Annotated in this window: 16 protein-coding genes; 11 read left to right on the top strand and 5 right to left on the bottom strand. The window is 41.2% G+C overall.

Features of this window, described 5'->3' with window-relative positions:
- Window position 1 precedes the first annotated feature (1 nt).
- From cyoB to cyoE, 4 genes are read left to right on the top strand one after another with little or no spacing between them, the layout of a single operon-like run.
- Window positions 2–1,990, top strand: coding sequence for a cytochrome o ubiquinol oxidase subunit I (gene cyoB, locus I6F45_RS13440; protein WP_165728487.1), 1,989 nt, complete (start codon window positions 2–4; stop codon window positions 1,988–1,990).
- On the top strand, window positions 1,987–2,628 hold the full coding sequence (gene cyoC, locus I6F45_RS13435; RefSeq protein WP_165728488.1) for a cytochrome o ubiquinol oxidase subunit III: 642 nt from the start codon (window positions 1,987–1,989) through the stop codon (window positions 2,626–2,628). The genes cyoB and cyoC overlap by 4 nt, the downstream gene beginning before the upstream one ends.
- The gene (cyoD, locus tag I6F45_RS13430) at window positions 2,628–2,966 is read left to right on the top strand and encodes a cytochrome o ubiquinol oxidase subunit IV (protein WP_165728489.1); all 339 of its coding nucleotides are present in this window, start codon (window positions 2,628–2,630) and stop codon (window positions 2,964–2,966) included. Before cyoC ends, cyoD begins: the two co-directional genes overlap by 1 nt.
- 9 nt (window positions 2,967–2,975) lie before the next feature.
- Window positions 2,976–3,860 carry a heme o synthase gene (gene cyoE / locus I6F45_RS13425; protein ID WP_197119093.1) on the top strand — a complete coding sequence of 295 codons (885 nt, stop codon included), beginning with the start codon at window positions 2,976–2,978 and terminating at the stop codon, window positions 3,858–3,860.
- Between the two features lie 99 nt (window positions 3,861–3,959).
- Here cyoE and I6F45_RS13420 read toward each other — a convergent pair whose 3' ends face one another.
- From I6F45_RS13420 to ettA, 5 genes are all read right to left on the bottom strand, one after another.
- The gene (locus I6F45_RS13420; RefSeq protein WP_010555183.1) at window positions 3,960–4,625 is read right to left on the bottom strand and encodes a hypothetical protein; all 666 of its coding nucleotides are present in this window, start codon (window positions 4,623–4,625) and stop codon (window positions 3,960–3,962) included.
- An 82-nt stretch (window positions 4,626–4,707) separates the two neighbouring features.
- A complete protein-coding gene (locus I6F45_RS13415) occupies window positions 4,708–5,205 on the bottom strand; it encodes a TlpA family protein disulfide reductase (protein ID WP_197160781.1) in 498 nt (165 codons plus the stop codon).
- Window positions 5,206–5,267: 62 nt separating this feature from the next.
- Window positions 5,268–6,176, bottom strand: coding sequence for a histone deacetylase family protein (locus tag I6F45_RS13410; protein ID WP_197160779.1), 909 nt, complete (start codon window positions 6,174–6,176; stop codon window positions 5,268–5,270).
- Window positions 6,177–6,229: 53 nt separating this feature from the next.
- Window positions 6,230–6,598 carry a PilZ domain-containing protein gene (locus I6F45_RS13405; RefSeq protein WP_007581201.1) on the bottom strand — a complete coding sequence of 123 codons (369 nt, stop codon included), beginning with the start codon at window positions 6,596–6,598 and terminating at the stop codon, window positions 6,230–6,232.
- A 156-nt stretch (window positions 6,599–6,754) separates the two neighbouring features.
- Window positions 6,755–8,428: an energy-dependent translational throttle protein EttA gene (gene ettA, locus I6F45_RS13400; RefSeq protein ID WP_007581203.1), complete on the bottom strand. Its 1,674-nt coding sequence runs from the start codon at window positions 8,426–8,428 to the stop codon at window positions 6,755–6,757.
- Between the two features lie 223 nt (window positions 8,429–8,651).
- On the opposite strand from ettA, the gene I6F45_RS13395 reads away from it, so the two are divergent.
- The 7 genes from I6F45_RS13395 to I6F45_RS13365 all read left to right on the top strand — a co-directional run bounded on the left by I6F45_RS13395 (window position 8,652) and on the right by I6F45_RS13365 (window position 18,170).
- Window positions 8,652–9,599, top strand: coding sequence for a homoserine O-succinyltransferase (locus I6F45_RS13395; RefSeq protein ID WP_007376156.1), 948 nt, complete (start codon window positions 8,652–8,654; stop codon window positions 9,597–9,599).
- Entirely contained in the window at window positions 9,589–10,662 is a 1,074-nt protein-coding gene (locus I6F45_RS13390) for a homocysteine S-methyltransferase family protein (RefSeq protein ID WP_007581206.1), read from the top strand. Before I6F45_RS13395 ends, I6F45_RS13390 begins: the two co-directional genes overlap by 11 nt.
- Window positions 10,663–10,671: 9 nt before the next feature.
- Window positions 10,672–13,302, top strand: coding sequence for a methionine synthase (metH, locus tag I6F45_RS13385; RefSeq protein WP_197160777.1), 2,631 nt, complete (start codon window positions 10,672–10,674; stop codon window positions 13,300–13,302).
- Between the two features lie 254 nt (window positions 13,303–13,556).
- Window positions 13,557–14,345 (top strand): DUF3800 domain-containing protein, encoded by a 789-nt coding sequence (locus I6F45_RS13380; protein WP_165728500.1) that lies wholly within the window; start codon window positions 13,557–13,559, stop codon window positions 14,343–14,345.
- A gap of 126 nt (window positions 14,346–14,471) precedes the next feature.
- Window positions 14,472–15,227 carry a hypothetical protein gene (locus tag I6F45_RS13375; RefSeq protein ID WP_197160772.1) on the top strand — a complete coding sequence of 252 codons (756 nt, stop codon included), beginning with the start codon at window positions 14,472–14,474 and terminating at the stop codon, window positions 15,225–15,227.
- A 187-nt stretch (window positions 15,228–15,414) separates the two neighbouring features.
- Complete coding sequence (locus tag I6F45_RS13370; protein WP_165721286.1) at window positions 15,415–15,912, top strand: (2Fe-2S)-binding protein; 498 nt, start codon at window positions 15,415–15,417, stop codon at window positions 15,910–15,912.
- Entirely contained in the window at window positions 15,909–18,170 is a 2,262-nt protein-coding gene (locus tag I6F45_RS13365) for a xanthine dehydrogenase family protein molybdopterin-binding subunit (protein WP_197160771.1), read from the top strand. Before I6F45_RS13370 ends, I6F45_RS13365 begins: the two co-directional genes overlap by 4 nt.
- Window positions 18,171–18,328 lie beyond the last annotated feature (158 nt).

Here is an 18,328-nt window from a genome sequence, read left to right as displayed (position 1 = left end):
AATGTCGTTTTTAGGTAAACTTTCACTCGATGCAATACCGTTTCACGAGCCGATTCTTGTGTTTACGATGGCAGCTATTTTAATAGCTGCAATTGTTATTACTGCGCTAATTACAAAGCATAAAAAATGGGGCGTGCTTTGGCGCGACTGGATCACATCTGTGGATCATAAGCGCTTAGGCGTAATGTATATTATTTTAGCTTTAGTAATGCTGTTTCGTGGGTTTTCTGATGCAATAATGATGCGTACTCAGTTAGCACTTGCTACTAGTGGCGCGCCCGGTTATTTACCACCAGAGCACTACGACCAAATATTTACAGCTCACGGCGTAATTATGATCATATTTATGGCGATGCCATTTATGATTGGTTTAATGAACATTGTACTACCACTGCAAATTGGTGCTCGCGATGTTGCCTTTCCATTTTTAAACAATTTAAGTTTTTGGTTAACTACCGGTGGTGCTATTTTAATTAATATGTCGCTGGTTTTTGGTGAGTTTGCTAAAACAGGTTGGGTGGCGTATCCGCCACTTTCGGAGCTGACCTTTAGCCCTGGGGTGGGGGTCGACTATTATATTTGGGCTTTGCAAATATCCGGTCTTGGAACACTCTTAACTGCAGTAAACTTTTTAGCGACCGTTATCAAAATGCGTGCACCAGGCATGACCTTAATGAAAATGCCAATTTTCACATGGACATGTACGTGGGCAAACATCTTAATTGCAGCATCATTCCCAATTTTAACCGCAATGCTTACTATGTTAACGCTTGACCGTTATCTCGATTTCCATTTCTTTACCAATGAATTGGGCGGTAACGCCATGATGTACATCAACCTGTTTTGGGCATGGGGTCATCCTGAGGTATATATTTTAGTATTACCGGCGTTTGGTGTTTTTTCTGAGATTATTTCGACATTTGCAGGTAAGCGTTTATTTGGTTATAAATCGATGGTTTACGCCAGCGGTGCAATCTCTATTTTAGGGTTTATTGTTTGGTTACATCACTTCTTCACAATGGGCTCAAGTGCTAACGTTAACGCGTTCTTTGGGGTAATGACCATGGTTATTGCCGTACCAACAGGCGTTAAGTTGTTTAACTGGCTATTTACTATTTACCGAGGTCGTTTACGTATAACCGTTCCGGTACTTTGGACACTTGGTTTTATGGTTACCTTTACCGTAGGCGGCATGACTGGCGTATTACTTGCTATTCCTGGTGCCGATTACGTACTGCATAATAGCTTATTCTTAATTGCACATTTTCATAATACAATTATCGGTGGTGCTGTATTTGGCTACCTAGCAGGTTTTGTATTTTGGTTCCCTAAAGCGATGGGCTTCAAGCTTAACGAAAAATGGGGCAAGGCATCATTTTGGTGTTGGATTATCGGTTTCTTCGTTGCATTTATGCCGTTGTATGTACTTGGTTTCTTAGGTATGACACGTCGTTTAAACCACACTAATAATCCTGATTGGAACATTTGGCTATACATTGCTGCAGGCGGTGCTGTCATTATTATGTTTGGTATTATTAGCCAAGCAGTTCAATTATATGTGAGCTTTAGAGACCGTGAAGCGCTTGACGATACAACAGGCGATCCGTGGAACGGACACACACTTGAGTGGGCAACAAGCTCACCTCCACAAGTGTATAACTTTGCTACCATTCCGCACATTGATGATATTGATGCATGGACCGACATGAAAGAAAAAGGTCAAGCTTACCAAGATAAGGCAAGCTACAGCCCTATTCATATGCCTAAAAATACATCAGCAGGCGTGCTAATGGCAGCAAGTTTAACCGCATTTTGTTTTGCGATGATCTGGCATATTTGGTGGTTAGCAGCTGTTGGTTTTATTGGCGCAATTGCTTTATTTATCAAACGTTGTTACGCCAGCGATGTTGATTACTATATACAACCTGATGAAATTGCACGAATTGAAGCAGCATACAATTCAAGTGGGAATAAGGAGCTAAAAGCGTGAGTACACTTTCTGCAAATTTAGAATCTGCAAATTTAGAGTCTGTATCTCACGATGATCATGCGCACGAGCATGATCATCACGATACATCGGGCGATACCGTATTCGGTTTTTGGTTATACCTAATGACCGATTGCTTATTATTTGCCTCATTTTTTGCAACCTACGCCGTGTTATTTATGAACACAGCCGGTGGTGTATCGGGTAAAGATATTTTTGAACTCGACTTTGTAGCAGTAGAAACAGCTGCACTACTTATTAGTAGTATTACCTTTGGTTTTGCCATGATTGCCGCTCAAGGGCAAAAAAAGGCGCTCACACTTACTTGGTTATTTATTACGTTTTGTTTAGGTGCTGTGTTTATTGGTATGGAAATATACGAATTTCATCACCTAATAGTGAACGGGCATGGTCCGCAACATAGTGCTTTTTTAACATCGTTTTTCTCATTAGTTGGCTTACATGGTTTACATGTAACAGCCGGTTTAATTTGGATGACCATAATGATGATAGAAGTTGCTAAACGCGGTCTAGGTAAAGCAACCGTAACGCGTTTAAGCTGCTTAAGCCTATTTTGGCACTTCTTAGACATTGTTTGGATTTGTGTATTTACCGTTGTTTATTTAATGGGAGCAATGTAATGAGCCACAGCGAAACACATGCTGAGCACCATGATGAATCTCATGGCAGTGTTAAAACTTACTTAATTGGCTTTGTGTTATCAGTAATTTTGACAGCCATTCCATTTTGGATGGTAATGGAAGGCGACTTCACAAAGGCAACAACGCTTTGGAGCATTGTTACTTTAGCAATCGTACAAATTTGGGTGCATTTAAAGTACTTTTTACACCTTAATTTTACGACCGAAGATGGCCGTGCAAGTACTTTCTCATTCCTATTCAGTGCTCTGATCATCGTAATGGTGGTTGGGTTATCTGTTTGGATCATTTATGAATCTAACGCAATGATGATGTACTAGGAGTTGAAGATGTTTCGTCGTTATTTATCAGTGACAAAGCCGGGTATTATTATGGGCAATTTGATCAGCGTAGCGGGCGGGTTTTTACTTGCCTCGCGCGGTGATATAAACCCATGGTTAATGATTGCTACATTAATTGGTTTGTCGCTAGTGGTTGCATCAGGTTGTGCTATCAATAATGTTATAGATAGAGACATAGATGTAGCCATGGCGCGTACTCGTACGCGAGTAACAGTAACAGGCGAAATGTCGGCCTTTGCTGCACTTAGTCACGGTATTTTATTGGGTGTTGTGGGCTTTGGTTTACTTATCGCCTATACCACTCAAGCCGCGGTATTTTTTGCAGCCTTTGGCTACGTAATTTATGTAGGGGTTTATAGCCTCTACATGAAGCGTAACTCAGTATATGGCACTTTTGTAGGTAGCCTTTCGGGCGCAGTACCACCAGTAGTCGGTTACTGCGCCGTAACAGGCCAGTTCGATATGGGCGCGTTAATACTGCTGGTTATGTTTAGCTTGTGGCAAATGCCGCACTCTTATGCCATCGCTATTTTTCGCTTTAAAGATTACCAAGCTGCAGGTATTCCAGTATTACCTGTAGCGCAAGGTATCGACAAAGCAAAACGCCACATTGTGCTTTATATTGCTGTATACGCGTTAGTTGTGATGTTACTGCCAATTACTGGCTACACAGGTGCTGCTTTTATGGCTGTTGCTTGTATTACCAGCTTTTGGTGGTTGCTAATGGCACTAAGAGGGTATCGTCGAAATATTGATGTAACCAGTTGGGCACGTAAAGTGTTCGCGTTTTCTATCATTAATATTACAGCGTTAAGTATTGCTATGGCTGTTGACTATCATAGCGTTGCTCCACAGCTATTAACACTTACCTAATTTAAAAACTTTAACATTCCAAAGTTAATCCAAAGGCTCGAAAGAGCCTTTTTTTATGCCTGAATATTGAAATTATTTAGCATTCGTATACTCGCTATTTTACTTTTTAAAATCATCAGCATTGTAATAAAGTGGTTTAAGGGTGCCGCAATTAATAAATTTATAAGTAAGCTCATTTTCAGCTGGGACACGTTTTGAGGTACGAAGCTTTTGCATACATGCATTAACTAAATCGACAAAAATAAGATGGTTATAGCTCGGCGCTTTTTGAATTTTATGAATATAAATACGCTCAGTACCGCTTAGTGTAATCATGTCGTAGTCTTGCCATTGCGATGATTCACTTAAATCTTTTAGTTCTCTGGCATACAGCTGCTTACTCAAGACCAACTCTTTTTTTGAATAAATTAAACTACCACCTTGTTGATAATCACCCTCGTAAATATCGGCAATAATCGTAATTTCTTCACCACGCATTAAATGCTGAATATTAAACGCTTGTGGCTTTACGGTGATTAACTCGGCATTTCTAACAAAGCCTAAAAATGGAACATCGGGGTTTCCTATTTTATAAACAACTTGCACATCATTGGGTAAATTATAGGTGGGTAAATTCATTGCAATAATAGACGAGCCTTGATTAACCAAAGCCATAGGGTGCTCAGCATTGTAAGCGGGGTCTACCGGTGGAAGTTCTGCTTTTTCTTCTTCAGCTGCGGCAAAGCCACTTAAAGTAATTAGTAATAAAGTAAGTAGTAAGCGCATTATAATCTCAATTAATTTATGAGCTTAAATTGTAGTATAAAGTTTATATTACTTATATTTTTAAACTAAATTTAGACCTATATTATTGTTCAGATATGGAGTGCAACAATGTTCGTGCCTTTAAATGTAGGTTTGCGTCCTCTGGGTTTGACGTATTAGTCAGCCAAATTACATTACCTTCTTTATTTACAAACAATGTAGTAGGTGTGCCTCGTATACCTAATTGCTGTGCTGTTGCATCGGCTTTTACGGCTGTTTTAAAAGTATAACCTCTATCGCTAAGCGCTTTAGCGGGAGTAGCATCGTCATCCTCTTTAAAGCTCACGGCAATAACTTTTAATCCCATATCATCAATTTTTTGAAGTGCTGGTTGCAGCTTTTTACAGTACGGACACCACGTTGCCCAAAAGTGTAAAACGTAAGGTTGACCTAATAAATCTTGAGTATTGAGCGGCGACCCATCAGCCATTTGTAAATTTAATGTAGGTAGCTTAGGGTATGTTTCTTGCGTACTTTCTTCTTGCGAATAGCTTGTAAAGCTTATAAAAATTAGTGCGATGGCAATAAATAGTTGTTTCATAATATGTTCGTTCTTATTTTACATATTAAATAAGAACGAGAATTTAACAATTTTATTTCAAACTAAAAGCGAGCGGCTTGCTCAACAACAATAGCATGGCGTTTAGCGAGGCGAAGATGGTCTTTATCGTAGCCACCACCTATTACTGTAGCAACGGGTGTATTGTGTTCAAGGCAGCGTTTTAGCACTAAATGGTCGCGCTTAACTATGCCATCCCAGCTTATATCTAATTTACCCAAGCCATCGCCTTGCCAAATATCAACGCCAGCATCGTAAAGTACCAAGCTTGGGTTTAGCTCTTTAAGTAAATAACTCAAGGTGTCGTCAACTACGGCAAGGTATTCGTCGTCTTTCATATTATCGGCTAAGCCAATATCTAAATCGCTAGCGGATTTTCTGAAAGGGAAGTTTTTTTCACAATGGATAGAGCAAGTATAAGCGTATGCTTGATGCTGTAACATTGCGGCTGTGCCATCACCTTGGTGCACGTCTAAATCAAAAATAAGTACGTTAGTTACTTCACCCGATTCAATTAAAGTTTGCGTGGTAAAGGCTAAATCGTTAACCATGCAGTAGCCTGAGCCAAAATCGGTATGCGCATGGTGTGTACCACCGGCTAAGTGGCAGGCTATACCATGTTTAAGTGCTAAACGAGCTGTTTGCAAAGTACCTTGAGGTGCTGTAAAGGTACGTGTCATAAGCTCTTTTGACCAAGGTAGGCCAATGCGACGCATTGCTTTTTCATCTAAGCGGTTATTCCACAAATCATGTATGTAATTTTCGCAGTGTATTAGCTCCAGTGGCTCTGGCGTGCCTAATATTGGCTCAACCAGGTTATCGCCAATCAAACCAAGCTTTGCTACATGCTGATATAAATGTGCAAACTTACTCATTGCAAAACGATGCTTTGGATCGAAATTAAACGAGTAGTTAGGGTGATACACCAAAGGTAAATGTGGATTTAAAGTCATGTTTGCACAAGTTAAAAAGTTTGCACTATGGTAATCAACTAATCCAAATGAGTCTATTCTTGTGTGTCGTGAATCAACATAGCGAGTTCGCGATGTAATAGTTCGTCATCAGCTAAGTTTAGCTCTATTAAACGCTTTAAATAAGTAATGCTGTCTATATCAATATGGTGGCATTTTAAACCAATATGATCCGCTTCTATATGGCACACCACAACCTCCATTTTTATTTCTATTTCGCTTTGAGGCAGCGAAAAACGCAGAACAGCTTGGCTATTTTGGTTGCCAATAAAAGCATCACATTTAGTGATTAATGCGCCATGTAAAGATACATCAAGTAATTTACATGGGTACTGGTGATCATTAAAAATTACTTGTGCATCGGTTGAAAATAAAACACGAGAAAACTGACGACGATTTTGCATAACCTAATTTAGCCTTACTGTTTTTATAATAAATTAAGCATAGCGGGTAATTCTCTACATGCTAGCAGGATATGCTCCTGTAATGCTGGTGGCATAAAAAAGCCCCGCATAAATGCAGGGCTTAGTTTTACTGTAATAAATTAGCTACAGTAAATATTAACCAATTTTTTTGTACTTAATACGCTTAGGTTCAGTTGCTGCTGCACCTAGTGTCTTTTTAAGCCACTCTTCGTATTCAGTATAGTTACCATCAAAGAAGTTAATTTGACCTTCGTCGCGGTAATCTAAAATGTGCGTAGCAATACGGTCAAGGAACCAACGGTCATGCGAGATACACATTACACAACCAGGGAACTCTAAAATAGCGTTCTCTAGTGCGCGTAGTGTTTCAACGTCCAAGTCATTGGTTGGCTCATCGAGTAGTAACACATTGCCGCCAGCTTTTAATAACTTAGCAAGGTGTAAACGGTTACGTTCACCACCTGATAGGTCTTTAACAAACTTTTGCTGATCGTTACCTTTAAAGTTAAAGCGACTTACATACGCACGGCTTTGGAACTCAAAGTTACCAATTTTTAGTACGTCTTGGCCGTCTGATATTTCTTGGAAAACAGTTTTGCTTTCGTCCATACCGTCGCGGAACTGATCAACAGTAGCAAGGTGTACGCTTTCGCCAACGGTAATGCTACCGCTGTCTTGCTTTTGCTCACCACTGATCATTTTAAACAGCGTTGATTTACCCGCGCCATTAGCACCAATAATGCCTACAATGGCACCTTTTGGCATGCTAAAGCTTAAATCGTCAATTAAAACGCGATCGCCAAAACTCTTACGAAGATTCGTTACTTCAAGCACTTGGTCGCCTAAACGCGGGCCAGGTGGAATAAACATCTCGTTAGTTTCGTTACGTTTTTGGTAATCAGACTGCTGCATTTCAGTAAACTGAGCCATACGTGCTTTTGACTTAGCTTGGCGACCTTTAGGATTTGAACGAACCCATTCAAGTTCTTGCGCAATTGATTTTTGACGTGCTTTTTCAGATTTTTGTTCTTGCTGTAAGCGCGCATCTTTTTGTTCAAGCCAAGAAGAGTAGTTACCTTCCCATGGAATACCTTCACCACGGTCAAGCTCTAATATCCAACCAGCTACATTATCAAGGAAGTAACGGTCATGCGTAACCGCCACAACAGTGCCTTCGTAATCGTGTAAAAAGCGCTCTAACCATGCAACCGACTCAGCATCCAAGTGGTTAGTAGGTTCATCGAGAATAAGCATGTCTGGTTTTTCAAGCAGTAATCGACATATAGCAACACGACGACGCTCACCACCTGAAAGGTGCTCAATTTTAGCATCCCATTCTGGCAGACGAAGTGCATCAGCAGCACGCTCTAAAACGTTATCAATGTTGTGACCATCGTGCGCCTGAATAACAGCTTCAAGCTCGCCTTGCTCTTTTGCAAGTGCGTCAAAGTCAGCGTCTTCCATGGCGTATTCGTTATACACTTCGTCAAGACGTTTAAGTGCGTGTTTAACTTCGCCAACAGCTTCTTCAACAATTTCACGAACTGTTTTGCTTTCGTCTAAAACAGGCTCTTGCGGTAAATAACCAATTTTTGTACCAGGCTGAGGATGTGCATCACCTTCAAAATCTTGGTCAACACCGGCCATAATACGTAGTAACGTAGATTTACCAGAACCGTTTAAACCAAGCACACCAATTTTAGCGCCAGGAAAAAAATGTAACGAAATATCTTTTAAGATAGTGCGCTTAGGTGGCACAACCTTAGATACTCGACTCATCGAGAATATAAATTTATCAGGTAAAACCATGGAGGAAAGCCTTCAAATAATAATAAAAATTTCAATGTTGTATTGTAGTGGCTGACAGGTGAAACAGTCAACGAATGGCGGGTTTTAAAGCACTAAAGCATGCTTGTAAGTAAAGTATAAAATCATGAATAAATTTCATTTGGACATCTATACATCTAGAGGTTGATATTTTTTACTTTCAGTTCATAATTAACTTTCGGTTTTTATGAGCAGGAGTAAAAATATGCCAATTACAGTAAAAGACGAGTTGCCGGCAATTGCGCGTTTACGTCAAGAAAACGTATTTGTAATGCCTAAAACACGTGCAAAAACGCAAGAAATACGCCCAATGCGTTTGGCTATTTTAAACTTAATGCCTAATAAAGTAGAAACCGAAGTTCAGTTTATCCGCTTGCTTGCCAACTCGCCTTTGCAAGTAAACGTAGAGCTGCTGCGCCTCGACACTCACCGCAGTAGTAGCAACTCAGAAGAGCACCTTGATACCTTTTATCGTTATTTTTCTGAGGTTAAAGACAACAATTACGACGCATTAATAGTAACTGGCGCGCCACTTGCGCATTTAGAATACGACGATGTAGCGTATTGGGATGAGCTAAAGGTCATTATTGATTGGGCTGAGCAACACGTTACCTCTACGTTATTTTCGTGCTGGGCAGCACATGCAGCGCTATACCATCGTTACAATTTAAAGCGCGATTTAAAAGACGACAAACTGTGTGGCGTATTTACTCACCAATGTTACTTTGATCACGGCGCACTGACTCGCGGATTCGACGACACCTTTTTAGTACCGCACTCACGCTACGGCCACATTGATATAAATAAAATAAATGCTTGTGATGAGCTAGTTGTACTAGCTGGTTCTGAGCGAGTAGGGGCTTACTTACTTAAAAATAAATCAGGTAGCCAAGTGTTTATAACCGGCCATCCTGAGTACGACGCCGACTCGCTAAAAGCAGAATACGAGCGCGATTGTAAAAAAAGCCCTAATGCACCAAAACCCGAAAATTACTTTCCGGATGACGATGCAACCAAACAACCTTCAAAAACGTGGCAAAGCCATGCTTTTTTACTTTTTTCGAACTGGTTAAATTACTACGTGTACCAAACCACACCGTATGATATTAATTTAGTTAGCCAAGACGTGAGGACTAACAACTATGCCGAATAACGCTCCTACAAATAATAAGCAAGCCGAAATAAGCGCCGCATTAAAAGAACGCATTTTAATTTTAGATGGCGCTATGGGCACCATGATCCAAGATCATAAGCTAGAAGAAGAAGACTATCGCGGAGAGCGTTTTAAAGACTGGCATGTATTAATTAAAGGCAATAACGATTTATTAAGCCTAACCAAGCCCGATTTAATCACTGATATTCATCGTGGTTTTTTATCAGCGGGCGCCGATATTATCGAAACCAACACGTTTAACTCGACCACTATTTCGATGGAAGATTACGACATGGCAAGCTTAAGTCGTGAAATAAACCTAGAGTCGGCTAAATTAGCACGCGCAATTTGCGATGAATTTACGGCTAAAACGCCAGAAAAACCACGCTATGTAGCCGGTGTTTTAGGGCCGACATCTAAAACGTGTTCAATTTCGCCAGACGTAAACGATCCGGGTTACCGAAATGTCACCTTTGATAAGCTGGTTACTGCGTATATTGAATCAACACTTGCATTAATGGAAGGCGGCGCCGATTTAATATTAATCGAAACTATATTCGACACCCTTAACGCAAAAGCGGCCTCGTTTGGCGTAGAAGAAGCCTTTGAGCAAGCAGGGCGTACATTACCAGTTATGATTTCGGGGACTATTACCGATGCCTCTGGTCGTACGCTTTCGGGGCAAACAACCGAAGCATTTTATAACTCTATTCGCCATATTAAGCCTATATCAATCGGCCTAAATTGTGCGCTTGGTCCTGATTTACTGCGCCAGTATGTAGAAGAGTTATCGCGCGTGTGCGAAACCTTTACATCGGTACATCCTAATGCGGGCTTACCAAATGAGTTTGGTGAATACGACTTAGAAGCGGGCGATATGGCAACCGAAATTATCGATTGGGGTAAATCGGGCTTTATTAATATAGTAGGCGGATGCTGTGGCACCACGCCTGCGCATATTCGCGCTTTTGCAAAAGGTTTAGCGGGCGTTAAACCACGCCAGCTACCAGAGCTTGAAGTACGCATGCGTTTATCAGGCCTTGAAGCCTGTAACTTAAATTAAGGAGCCAGCATGACCCAACAAATAGCAGTATTTACTAATGTCGGCGAACGTACCAATGTAACGGGTTCTGCCATGTTTAAACGTTTAATCATGGAAGAAGACTTTGAAGCCGCGCTAACTGTTGCCCGCGAACAAGTAGAAAACGGCGCACAGGTTATTGATATAAACATGGACGAAGCCATGTTGGACTCAAAAGCCGCCATGGTTAAGTTTTTAAACTTAATAGCCTCAGAGCCTGATATTTCTCGCGTACCGATTATGGTTGACTCTTCAAAATGGGAAGTAATAGAAGCAGGCTTAAAGTGTATTCAAGGCAAGGCAATTGTTAACTCAATATCGCTAAAAGAGGGCGAAGAGCCGTTTATTCGCCAAGCTAAAATAATAAAACGCTTTGGTGCAGCCGCTGTTGTAATGGCGTTTGATACTGACGGGCAAGCCGACACGGCAGACCGTAAGTTCGCAATATGTGCGCGCAGTTATAAAATATTGGTAGAAGACATTGGCTTTGCGCCAGAAGATATTATATTCGACCCTAATATATTTGCCGTAGCCACCGGTATTGAAGAGCACGATAACTACGCCGTAGAATTTATTGAAGGCACGCGCCGTATTAAGCAAAACTTACCGCACTGTAAAGTGTCGGGCGGGGTGTCAAACGTATCGTTTTCGTTTAGAGGTAATAACCCAGTACGTGAGGCTATTCACTCGGTGTTTTTATATCACGCTATTCAAGCGGGTATGGATATGGGCATTGTAAACGCAGGCCAACTTGCTGTTTACGACGACATACCAGCAGAGCTTCGTAAAGCAGTTACAGACGTAATACTTAACACCGACTCAGGCGCAGGCGAGCGTTTAGTAGAGCTTGCACCAAAATACTCGGGTATGGCGCAAGCCGAGCGAGTAGAAGATTTAGAGTGGCGCACATGGCCTGTTGCAAAACGCCTTGAGCACGCGCTTGTTAAAGGTATTACTACCTTTATAGATGAAGATACCGAAGAATGCCGCGCCGCAGCAGCTAAACCTATTCACGTAATTGAAGGGCCGTTAATGGACGGCATGAACGTAGTAGGCGACTTATTTGGCGCAGGTAAAATGTTTTTACCACAAGTGGTTAAATCGGCGCGCGTAATGAAGCGAGCCGTAGCCTACCTAGACCCATACATTGAGCTTGAAAAAGAAGAAGGCTCAACTAACGGTAAAATAGTGATGGCGACCGTAAAAGGTGACGTACACGACATAGGTAAAAATATTGTGGGTGTTGTACTGCAATGTAATAACTATGAAGTAATCGATTTAGGTGTAATGGTACCGGCTGATAAAATACTGCAAACCGCAATCGACGAAAAAGCCGATATTATTGGGTTGTCGGGCTTAATTACCCCATCGCTTGACGAAATGGTACACGTAGCAAAAGAAATGAAACGCCGTGGCTTTGAGCTCCCATTAATGATTGGCGGGGCAACTACCTCTAAAGCGCACACTGCCGTTAAAATTGAGCCACAGTACGACAAAGGTGTAGTATACGTGAGTAACGCCAGCCGTGCGGTAGGTGTGGTTTCAAACTTATTATCAAAAGAGTTTAAACCTGACTTTTTAGCTAAAACACAAGCTGAATATGTAAAGGTACGTGAGCAGCAAGCGCGTAAAAAACCTCGCTCTAAGCCTGTTACAATCCAGCGCGCACGCGATAACGCAGCACAACTCGATTGGGATAACTACACGCCACCAGTGCCTAAAAAGCTTGGCGTGATCGAGTTTAAAAACGTATCAATTGCTACTTTGCGTAAATACATAGATTGGACGCCATACTTTATGACGTGGTCAATCGCCGGTAAATACCCGCGCATAATGACCGACGAAGTAGTAGGCGAGCAAGCGCAAAGCTTATTTAAAGACGCTAACGATATGTTAGACGACCTTGAAAAAGCAGGCAGTTTGCAACCACTTGGCGTAATAGGTTTATTCCCTGCTAACCGCGTTGGGGACGACATAGAAATATACACCGACGAAACACGCAAAGAGCTGTTAACTACCTCTTGCCATTTACGTCAGCAAACCGAAAAAACCGACTTTGCTAATTACTGCCTAGCCGACTACATAGCACCCAAAGGTACACCAGACTATTTTGGCGCGTTTGCTGTAACAGGCGGTCTTGAAGAAGACGACTTAGCGAATGCGTTTGACGCACAGCAAGACGATTACAACAAAATAATGATTAAAGCGGTTGCCGACAGGCTCGCAGAAGCGTTTGCAGAATACCTACACGAAAAAGTACGTAAAGAGTATTGGGGTTTTGCACCAGACGAAAACCTAGCAAACGATGAGCTAATACGCGAAAACTACCAAGGTATTCGCCCAGCGCCAGGTTACCCTGCGTGCCCAGAGCACACCGAGAAAAAGAAAATTTGGCAGTTGCTCGACACCGAAAAACGCATTGGCATGCAGTTAACCAGCTCATACGCCATGTGGCCAGGTGCTGCTGTTTCAGGTTGGTACTTTTCACACCCAGAAGCTAAGTACTACGCAGTAGCAGCGGTACAACGCGATCAAGTAGAAGACTACGCTAAACGAACTAATATGACGCTCGCAGAGGCAGAAAGATGGCTATCGCCTAACTTGGGGTATGATCCGGAGTAAATAGAACAGCTGTCCGTTAAAACAAAAGCGAGCTTAATTAAGCTCGCTTTTTTGTTTTTGTCACACGACATTAATAAATATTGTTCTGGTGAAAAATAATAAAGACCTGTTCTTATCCAAATAATCATATATTTACAAAAATTTTATTTAGTGAAATTATTAAACAAACGAATATAAGCATTTTTGGGATGTTATAACTCCTCCAAAAGTGGAACATAATAGGCTATTTAATGCTTATAGATAAGGAGAATGAAGTGAACGATGTAGTATCATTTGCTGATGAAAGTGGAATTTCAAAAGGATCACCTTGTTATACTATCGGTATCTTAAATGTTCCAAGTGGATATTTAGATGAATTCAATTTTAAAATTGAACAAATTTATAAATCGAGTGGGATTCGAGGTGAGATAAAATGGGAAAAAATAAGAAAAAGCTCAGGACAGATTAATTTATGCTTAAATATCTTAAAGTTTGTACTAAGTAGCCCGTGTACTTTCCATGCCATTGCGGTATCAAAAGCGCCTTATCAAAAATGGCATAGAGATGAAGAAGCGGCTTTTTACACAACGTATAATCAACTTCTAAATCAAAGTAGTAAAGGTTTAAACGCTAACTTTAAAGTATATATAGACCAGAAAAGTACAAAATATCCTAAACAAGATGAAGTAATTCAAATTATTACTAATCATATGCTTGCTAAATTACCAACATCTTCAAAAATTGAGCTTGTATCTATGCAGGACTCTAAGCTCCATTGGGGTTTACAGGCTGTTGATATACTAACTGGGGCAGTTAATACTGGTTATCTTTTATATTTCAACCCCAAATCTGATATGCAAATGGCAAAAAAACTAGCCACTTTTCGAATGGCTTCAATTTTAGGTTGGGATCAATTAGCCTACGATACTAGACCAAATAATATGTTTAACATTTGGCATTTTCCAATAGAAACTAGAGCTATACCAGACACTAGAGATATAGTTCCCAATTTTGCAGTACCAAATGTTAGCAGAGCAGAATATGAAGTTATAACAGGCTCTTAATAAGGTTTTAAACGAACTGTACTTAGGGAGAACTTTGTAATTTTACTCGCTTCTGTTTCATTTCGTACTTAATAACAAAAGGGCTCAAATCTTTCATTTTCAATGACTTTAATTGAAGGACTATCAATGAAGTATCTAAATTACATATTCCTTTGCTTATCTCTACTTTTCACATCTAGCACATTTGCGCTTGAGCAAAAATATCACGAGAGAGTTTTACCTGTTATTGCTGCTTTTAAAACGCATGATAAAACTGCGATTGCTGCACTTATTAGCTACCCGCTAAAACGACAGTACCCCATACCTGACATTAAAAATGAAGCTGAGTTTATTAACCGCTTTGATGAAGTGTTTGACGATGAACTCGCCAAAGTTATTGCCGCCTCAAACATTAATACCGATTGGGATAAAGTTGGTTGGCGCGGCATTATGCTAAATAACGGCGTTATGTGGGTTGATACTGACGGTAAAATTATTGCTGTAAATACACAAAATACTAAAGAGCAGGCACTTGCTAAAAGCTTAATCGAACACGATAAGCAATCCTTGCACGCAAGTATCAACACTTTTGAAAAACCAGTACTTGATTGGAAAACGGCTAACTACCATATTCGTGTTGATGATTTAGGGGGGCATAATTATCGGTATGCATCGTGGGGTATTAATAAAAAGCCAAGTGATAAGCCTGATATGGTTTTACTAAACGGCGATATTACATTTGAGGGTAGCGGCGGGAATCATCACTATACGTTTAAAAATGGTCGCTATAGTTATGTGCTACAAGTAACCATTATTGGCTGCGATACATCACCACCAGGTTGGCTTGAAGTTTATAAAGACGATGAGCGATTACTATTTGAAGATGTTATAAGCACTCATTAATGTATGTTTTAGTATGCTTGATAATGTAGATCTGTTTTTAACAGTAAAACGTTCTAATAATTAGTATTTTTATAAAATAGATCTAAGTGGTAGGCTAAAAGTAGTAAGTATAAAATAGTAAGTAATTAAAAATAGTTCTCGCGCAACAAGGAACCCTCCTGTAAAGCGCTTTGCCAAGGAGTTTAGTATGATCACGCTTACCATTAATGGTAATAAACATGAGTTTTCTGGCGATCCGTCAACGCCAGTATTATGGTATCTCCGAGACGAATTGAATTTAACCGGCCCTAAATTTGGCTGTGGTATGGCTCAGTGCGGTGCGTGTACTGTGCATATTGATGGGGTAGCTCAGCGCTCGTGTGTATTACCTGTAGCGGCAGTAGCGGGTCTTTCAATTACAACAATTGAAGGGTTAAGCGAGCAGGGCGACCATCCAGTACAACAAGCATGGGTTGAGCATAAAGTACCGCAGTGTGGTTTTTGCCAGTGCGGCCAAATGATGCAAGCTGCAAGCTTATTAGCTGCCAATCCAAACCCTACCGATGATGAAATAGTAAGTAATATGTCGGGAAATATTTGCCGTTGTGGTACATACCCGCGTATTCATAAAGCAATTAAATCAGCTGCTAAAACAATGGCGAGTGTTCAGTATTTCGACCCAAATGAACAAGGGGAAGAAGTATGAACCAAGATAACAAATACTTTGATTTAACCCGCCGTAAGTTTTTAAAAACTAGTGCCCTAGGTGCGCTAGTGCTGGGTACTTATTTTGTTGGCAGTGCGCCAAGAGCATTTGCTGGCGTGTTAGAGCAACCGTCTGAGCTGGCAAAACGCGCAAACTTATTTATTGCACTGCGCCCAGACGGCATGGTTGAAATAACCTGCCATCGCTCTGAAATGGGTCAGCAAATTCGCACCGCGATTGCACAAATTGTTGCCGATGAAATGGAAGCTGCGTGGGATAAGGTTATTGTTATTCAGGGTAAGGGTGACCCTAAATACGGCGATCAAAATACCGATGGCTCGCGCAGTATTCGCTACAATATGCAGCGCCTGCGTGAAATGGGCGCAAGTGTGCGTTACATGATGCAGCACGCTGCCGCTAAGTATTGGAAAGTTGATCCACAAACCTGTACTGCTAATCAACACGTTGTTACACACAGCTCAGGTAAATCGCTTACTTATAAAGATTTAATCGACTTAGCACTTACAATAACGCCACCAGAGGCAGACAAGCTAACACTTAAAACACGCAAAGAATGGCGTTATATTAATACCGGCATGGCGCACATAGATTTAGCAGATTTAGTAACAGGCAAAGCTATATTTGCAGCCGATGTACGCGAGCCACAAGCGCTGGTGGCTATAATTGAACGCCCGCCGGTAGTAGGCGGTGTTGTTAAGTCGTTTGATGCCAGTGCTACAAAAGCGATAAATGGCGTTATAGATGTAATTGAAATGCCTGTACCAAAAGGCGCACCGCAGTTTCAGCCAAAAGGCGGCATTGCGATTATAGCTAAAAACACATGGGCTGCATGGCAAGGGCGTAAAGCATTAAAAGTCGTGTGGGATGATGGCAAAAATGGCGATTACAATTCAGAAGAATTTAAAAAGTCATTATTACAAACAGTACAAACTCCACAGGCAAACATACGTGATAAAGGCGATGCCATGGGCGTATTGGCTAAATCGAGCAATAAACTCGTAGCCGATTACTACGCGCCGCACCTTGCTCAAGCACCAATGGAGCCGCCTTGTGCCACAGCGATGTACAACAAAGACAGTGTTGATATATGGGCTGCTACGCAAAACCCACAAGCCGATATGAAAACAGTGGCTGCAATGCTTGGCATGGATGAGAGCAAAATTAATGTTCACGTTACCATGTTAGGAGGCGGCTTTGGGCGTAAGTCAAAACCTGATTTTTCAGCAGAAGCAGCTTATCTTTCAATGAAAGTAGGCAAGCCTATTCGTGTGCAATGGACGCGTGAAGACGACATACAACATGGTTTTTATCATGCGGTTTCGGCTCAGCACATTGAAGCATCGCTAGATAAAAATGGCGCTATAGAATCGTATTTACACCGCACCGCGTTTTCACCAATTACCTCTACCTTTTCAGAAGGGGCAACTACGCCAGGGAGCTTTGAACTGCGCTTAGGGTTTACCGATAACCCAATTAACACACCTAACATGAAGTTAGAAAACGGTGATGCGCAAGCCAAAGCACGAATTGGTTGGATGCGTTCTGTATCAAATATTTTTCATGCCTTTGCTATTCAGTCATTTATTGGCGAAGCAGCGCACAAAGCCGGTCGCGACCAAAAAGACTATTTACTAGACACTATAGGTCCAAGCCGAATCCTTGATGTAACTGAGCAAAATGCTACATACGATAATTATGGCGGCGATAAAGCAGTTTACCCTTTAGATATTGGCAGGCTGCGCCATGTTATTGAAAAGGTCGCTGATATGAGTAAGTGGGGGCGAGAGCTTCCTAAAGGGCGAGGTTTAGGTATAGCAGCGCATAGAAGCTTTTTAACTTACGTAGCGACGGTAGTTGAAGTAGAAGTGTCGGATACTGGCGATTTAAAAGTAATTAAATCGTGGGTTGCCATTGATGCGGGCACGGTTGTAAATACCGACACCGTTAAAAATCAAACCCAAGGTGGCTCTATTTACGGTATTACCACTGCAATTAGTGACGGTATTACCTTTGATAAAGGCCGCGTGCAGCAAAGTAACTTTCATGATTATCGCGTACCGCGTATGAGTGACTCACCGCTTGAGATTGACGTTGAAATTGTACAAAGCGATGCACCACCAGCAGGGGTAGGTGAGCCATCTACACCAGTTTATGCGCCAGCATTATGTAATGCTATTTTTGCAGCATGCGGAAAGCGCATTAGGCAGTTACCAATAGGTGATCAGCTAAAAGCGTAGCTAAATAACTACAGCTTAAACAAAAAAACCGCCAAAAGGCTAACACCATTCAGTTAAGCATGCTTTGACTTAATGGTGTACCGAGTTTTTGAAATTCGAACGGTCCTACTTTTGGGCCGTTTTCTTTTTTCTGGAAGAATATAACGTTTCACTCGTTC

This window comes from Pseudoalteromonas sp. SWYJZ19 (genome assembly GCF_015864375.1).
GTDB lineage: Bacteria > Pseudomonadota > Gammaproteobacteria > Enterobacterales > Alteromonadaceae > Pseudoalteromonas > Pseudoalteromonas arctica.
This window is presented reverse-complemented; position numbering and strand designations above follow the sequence as displayed.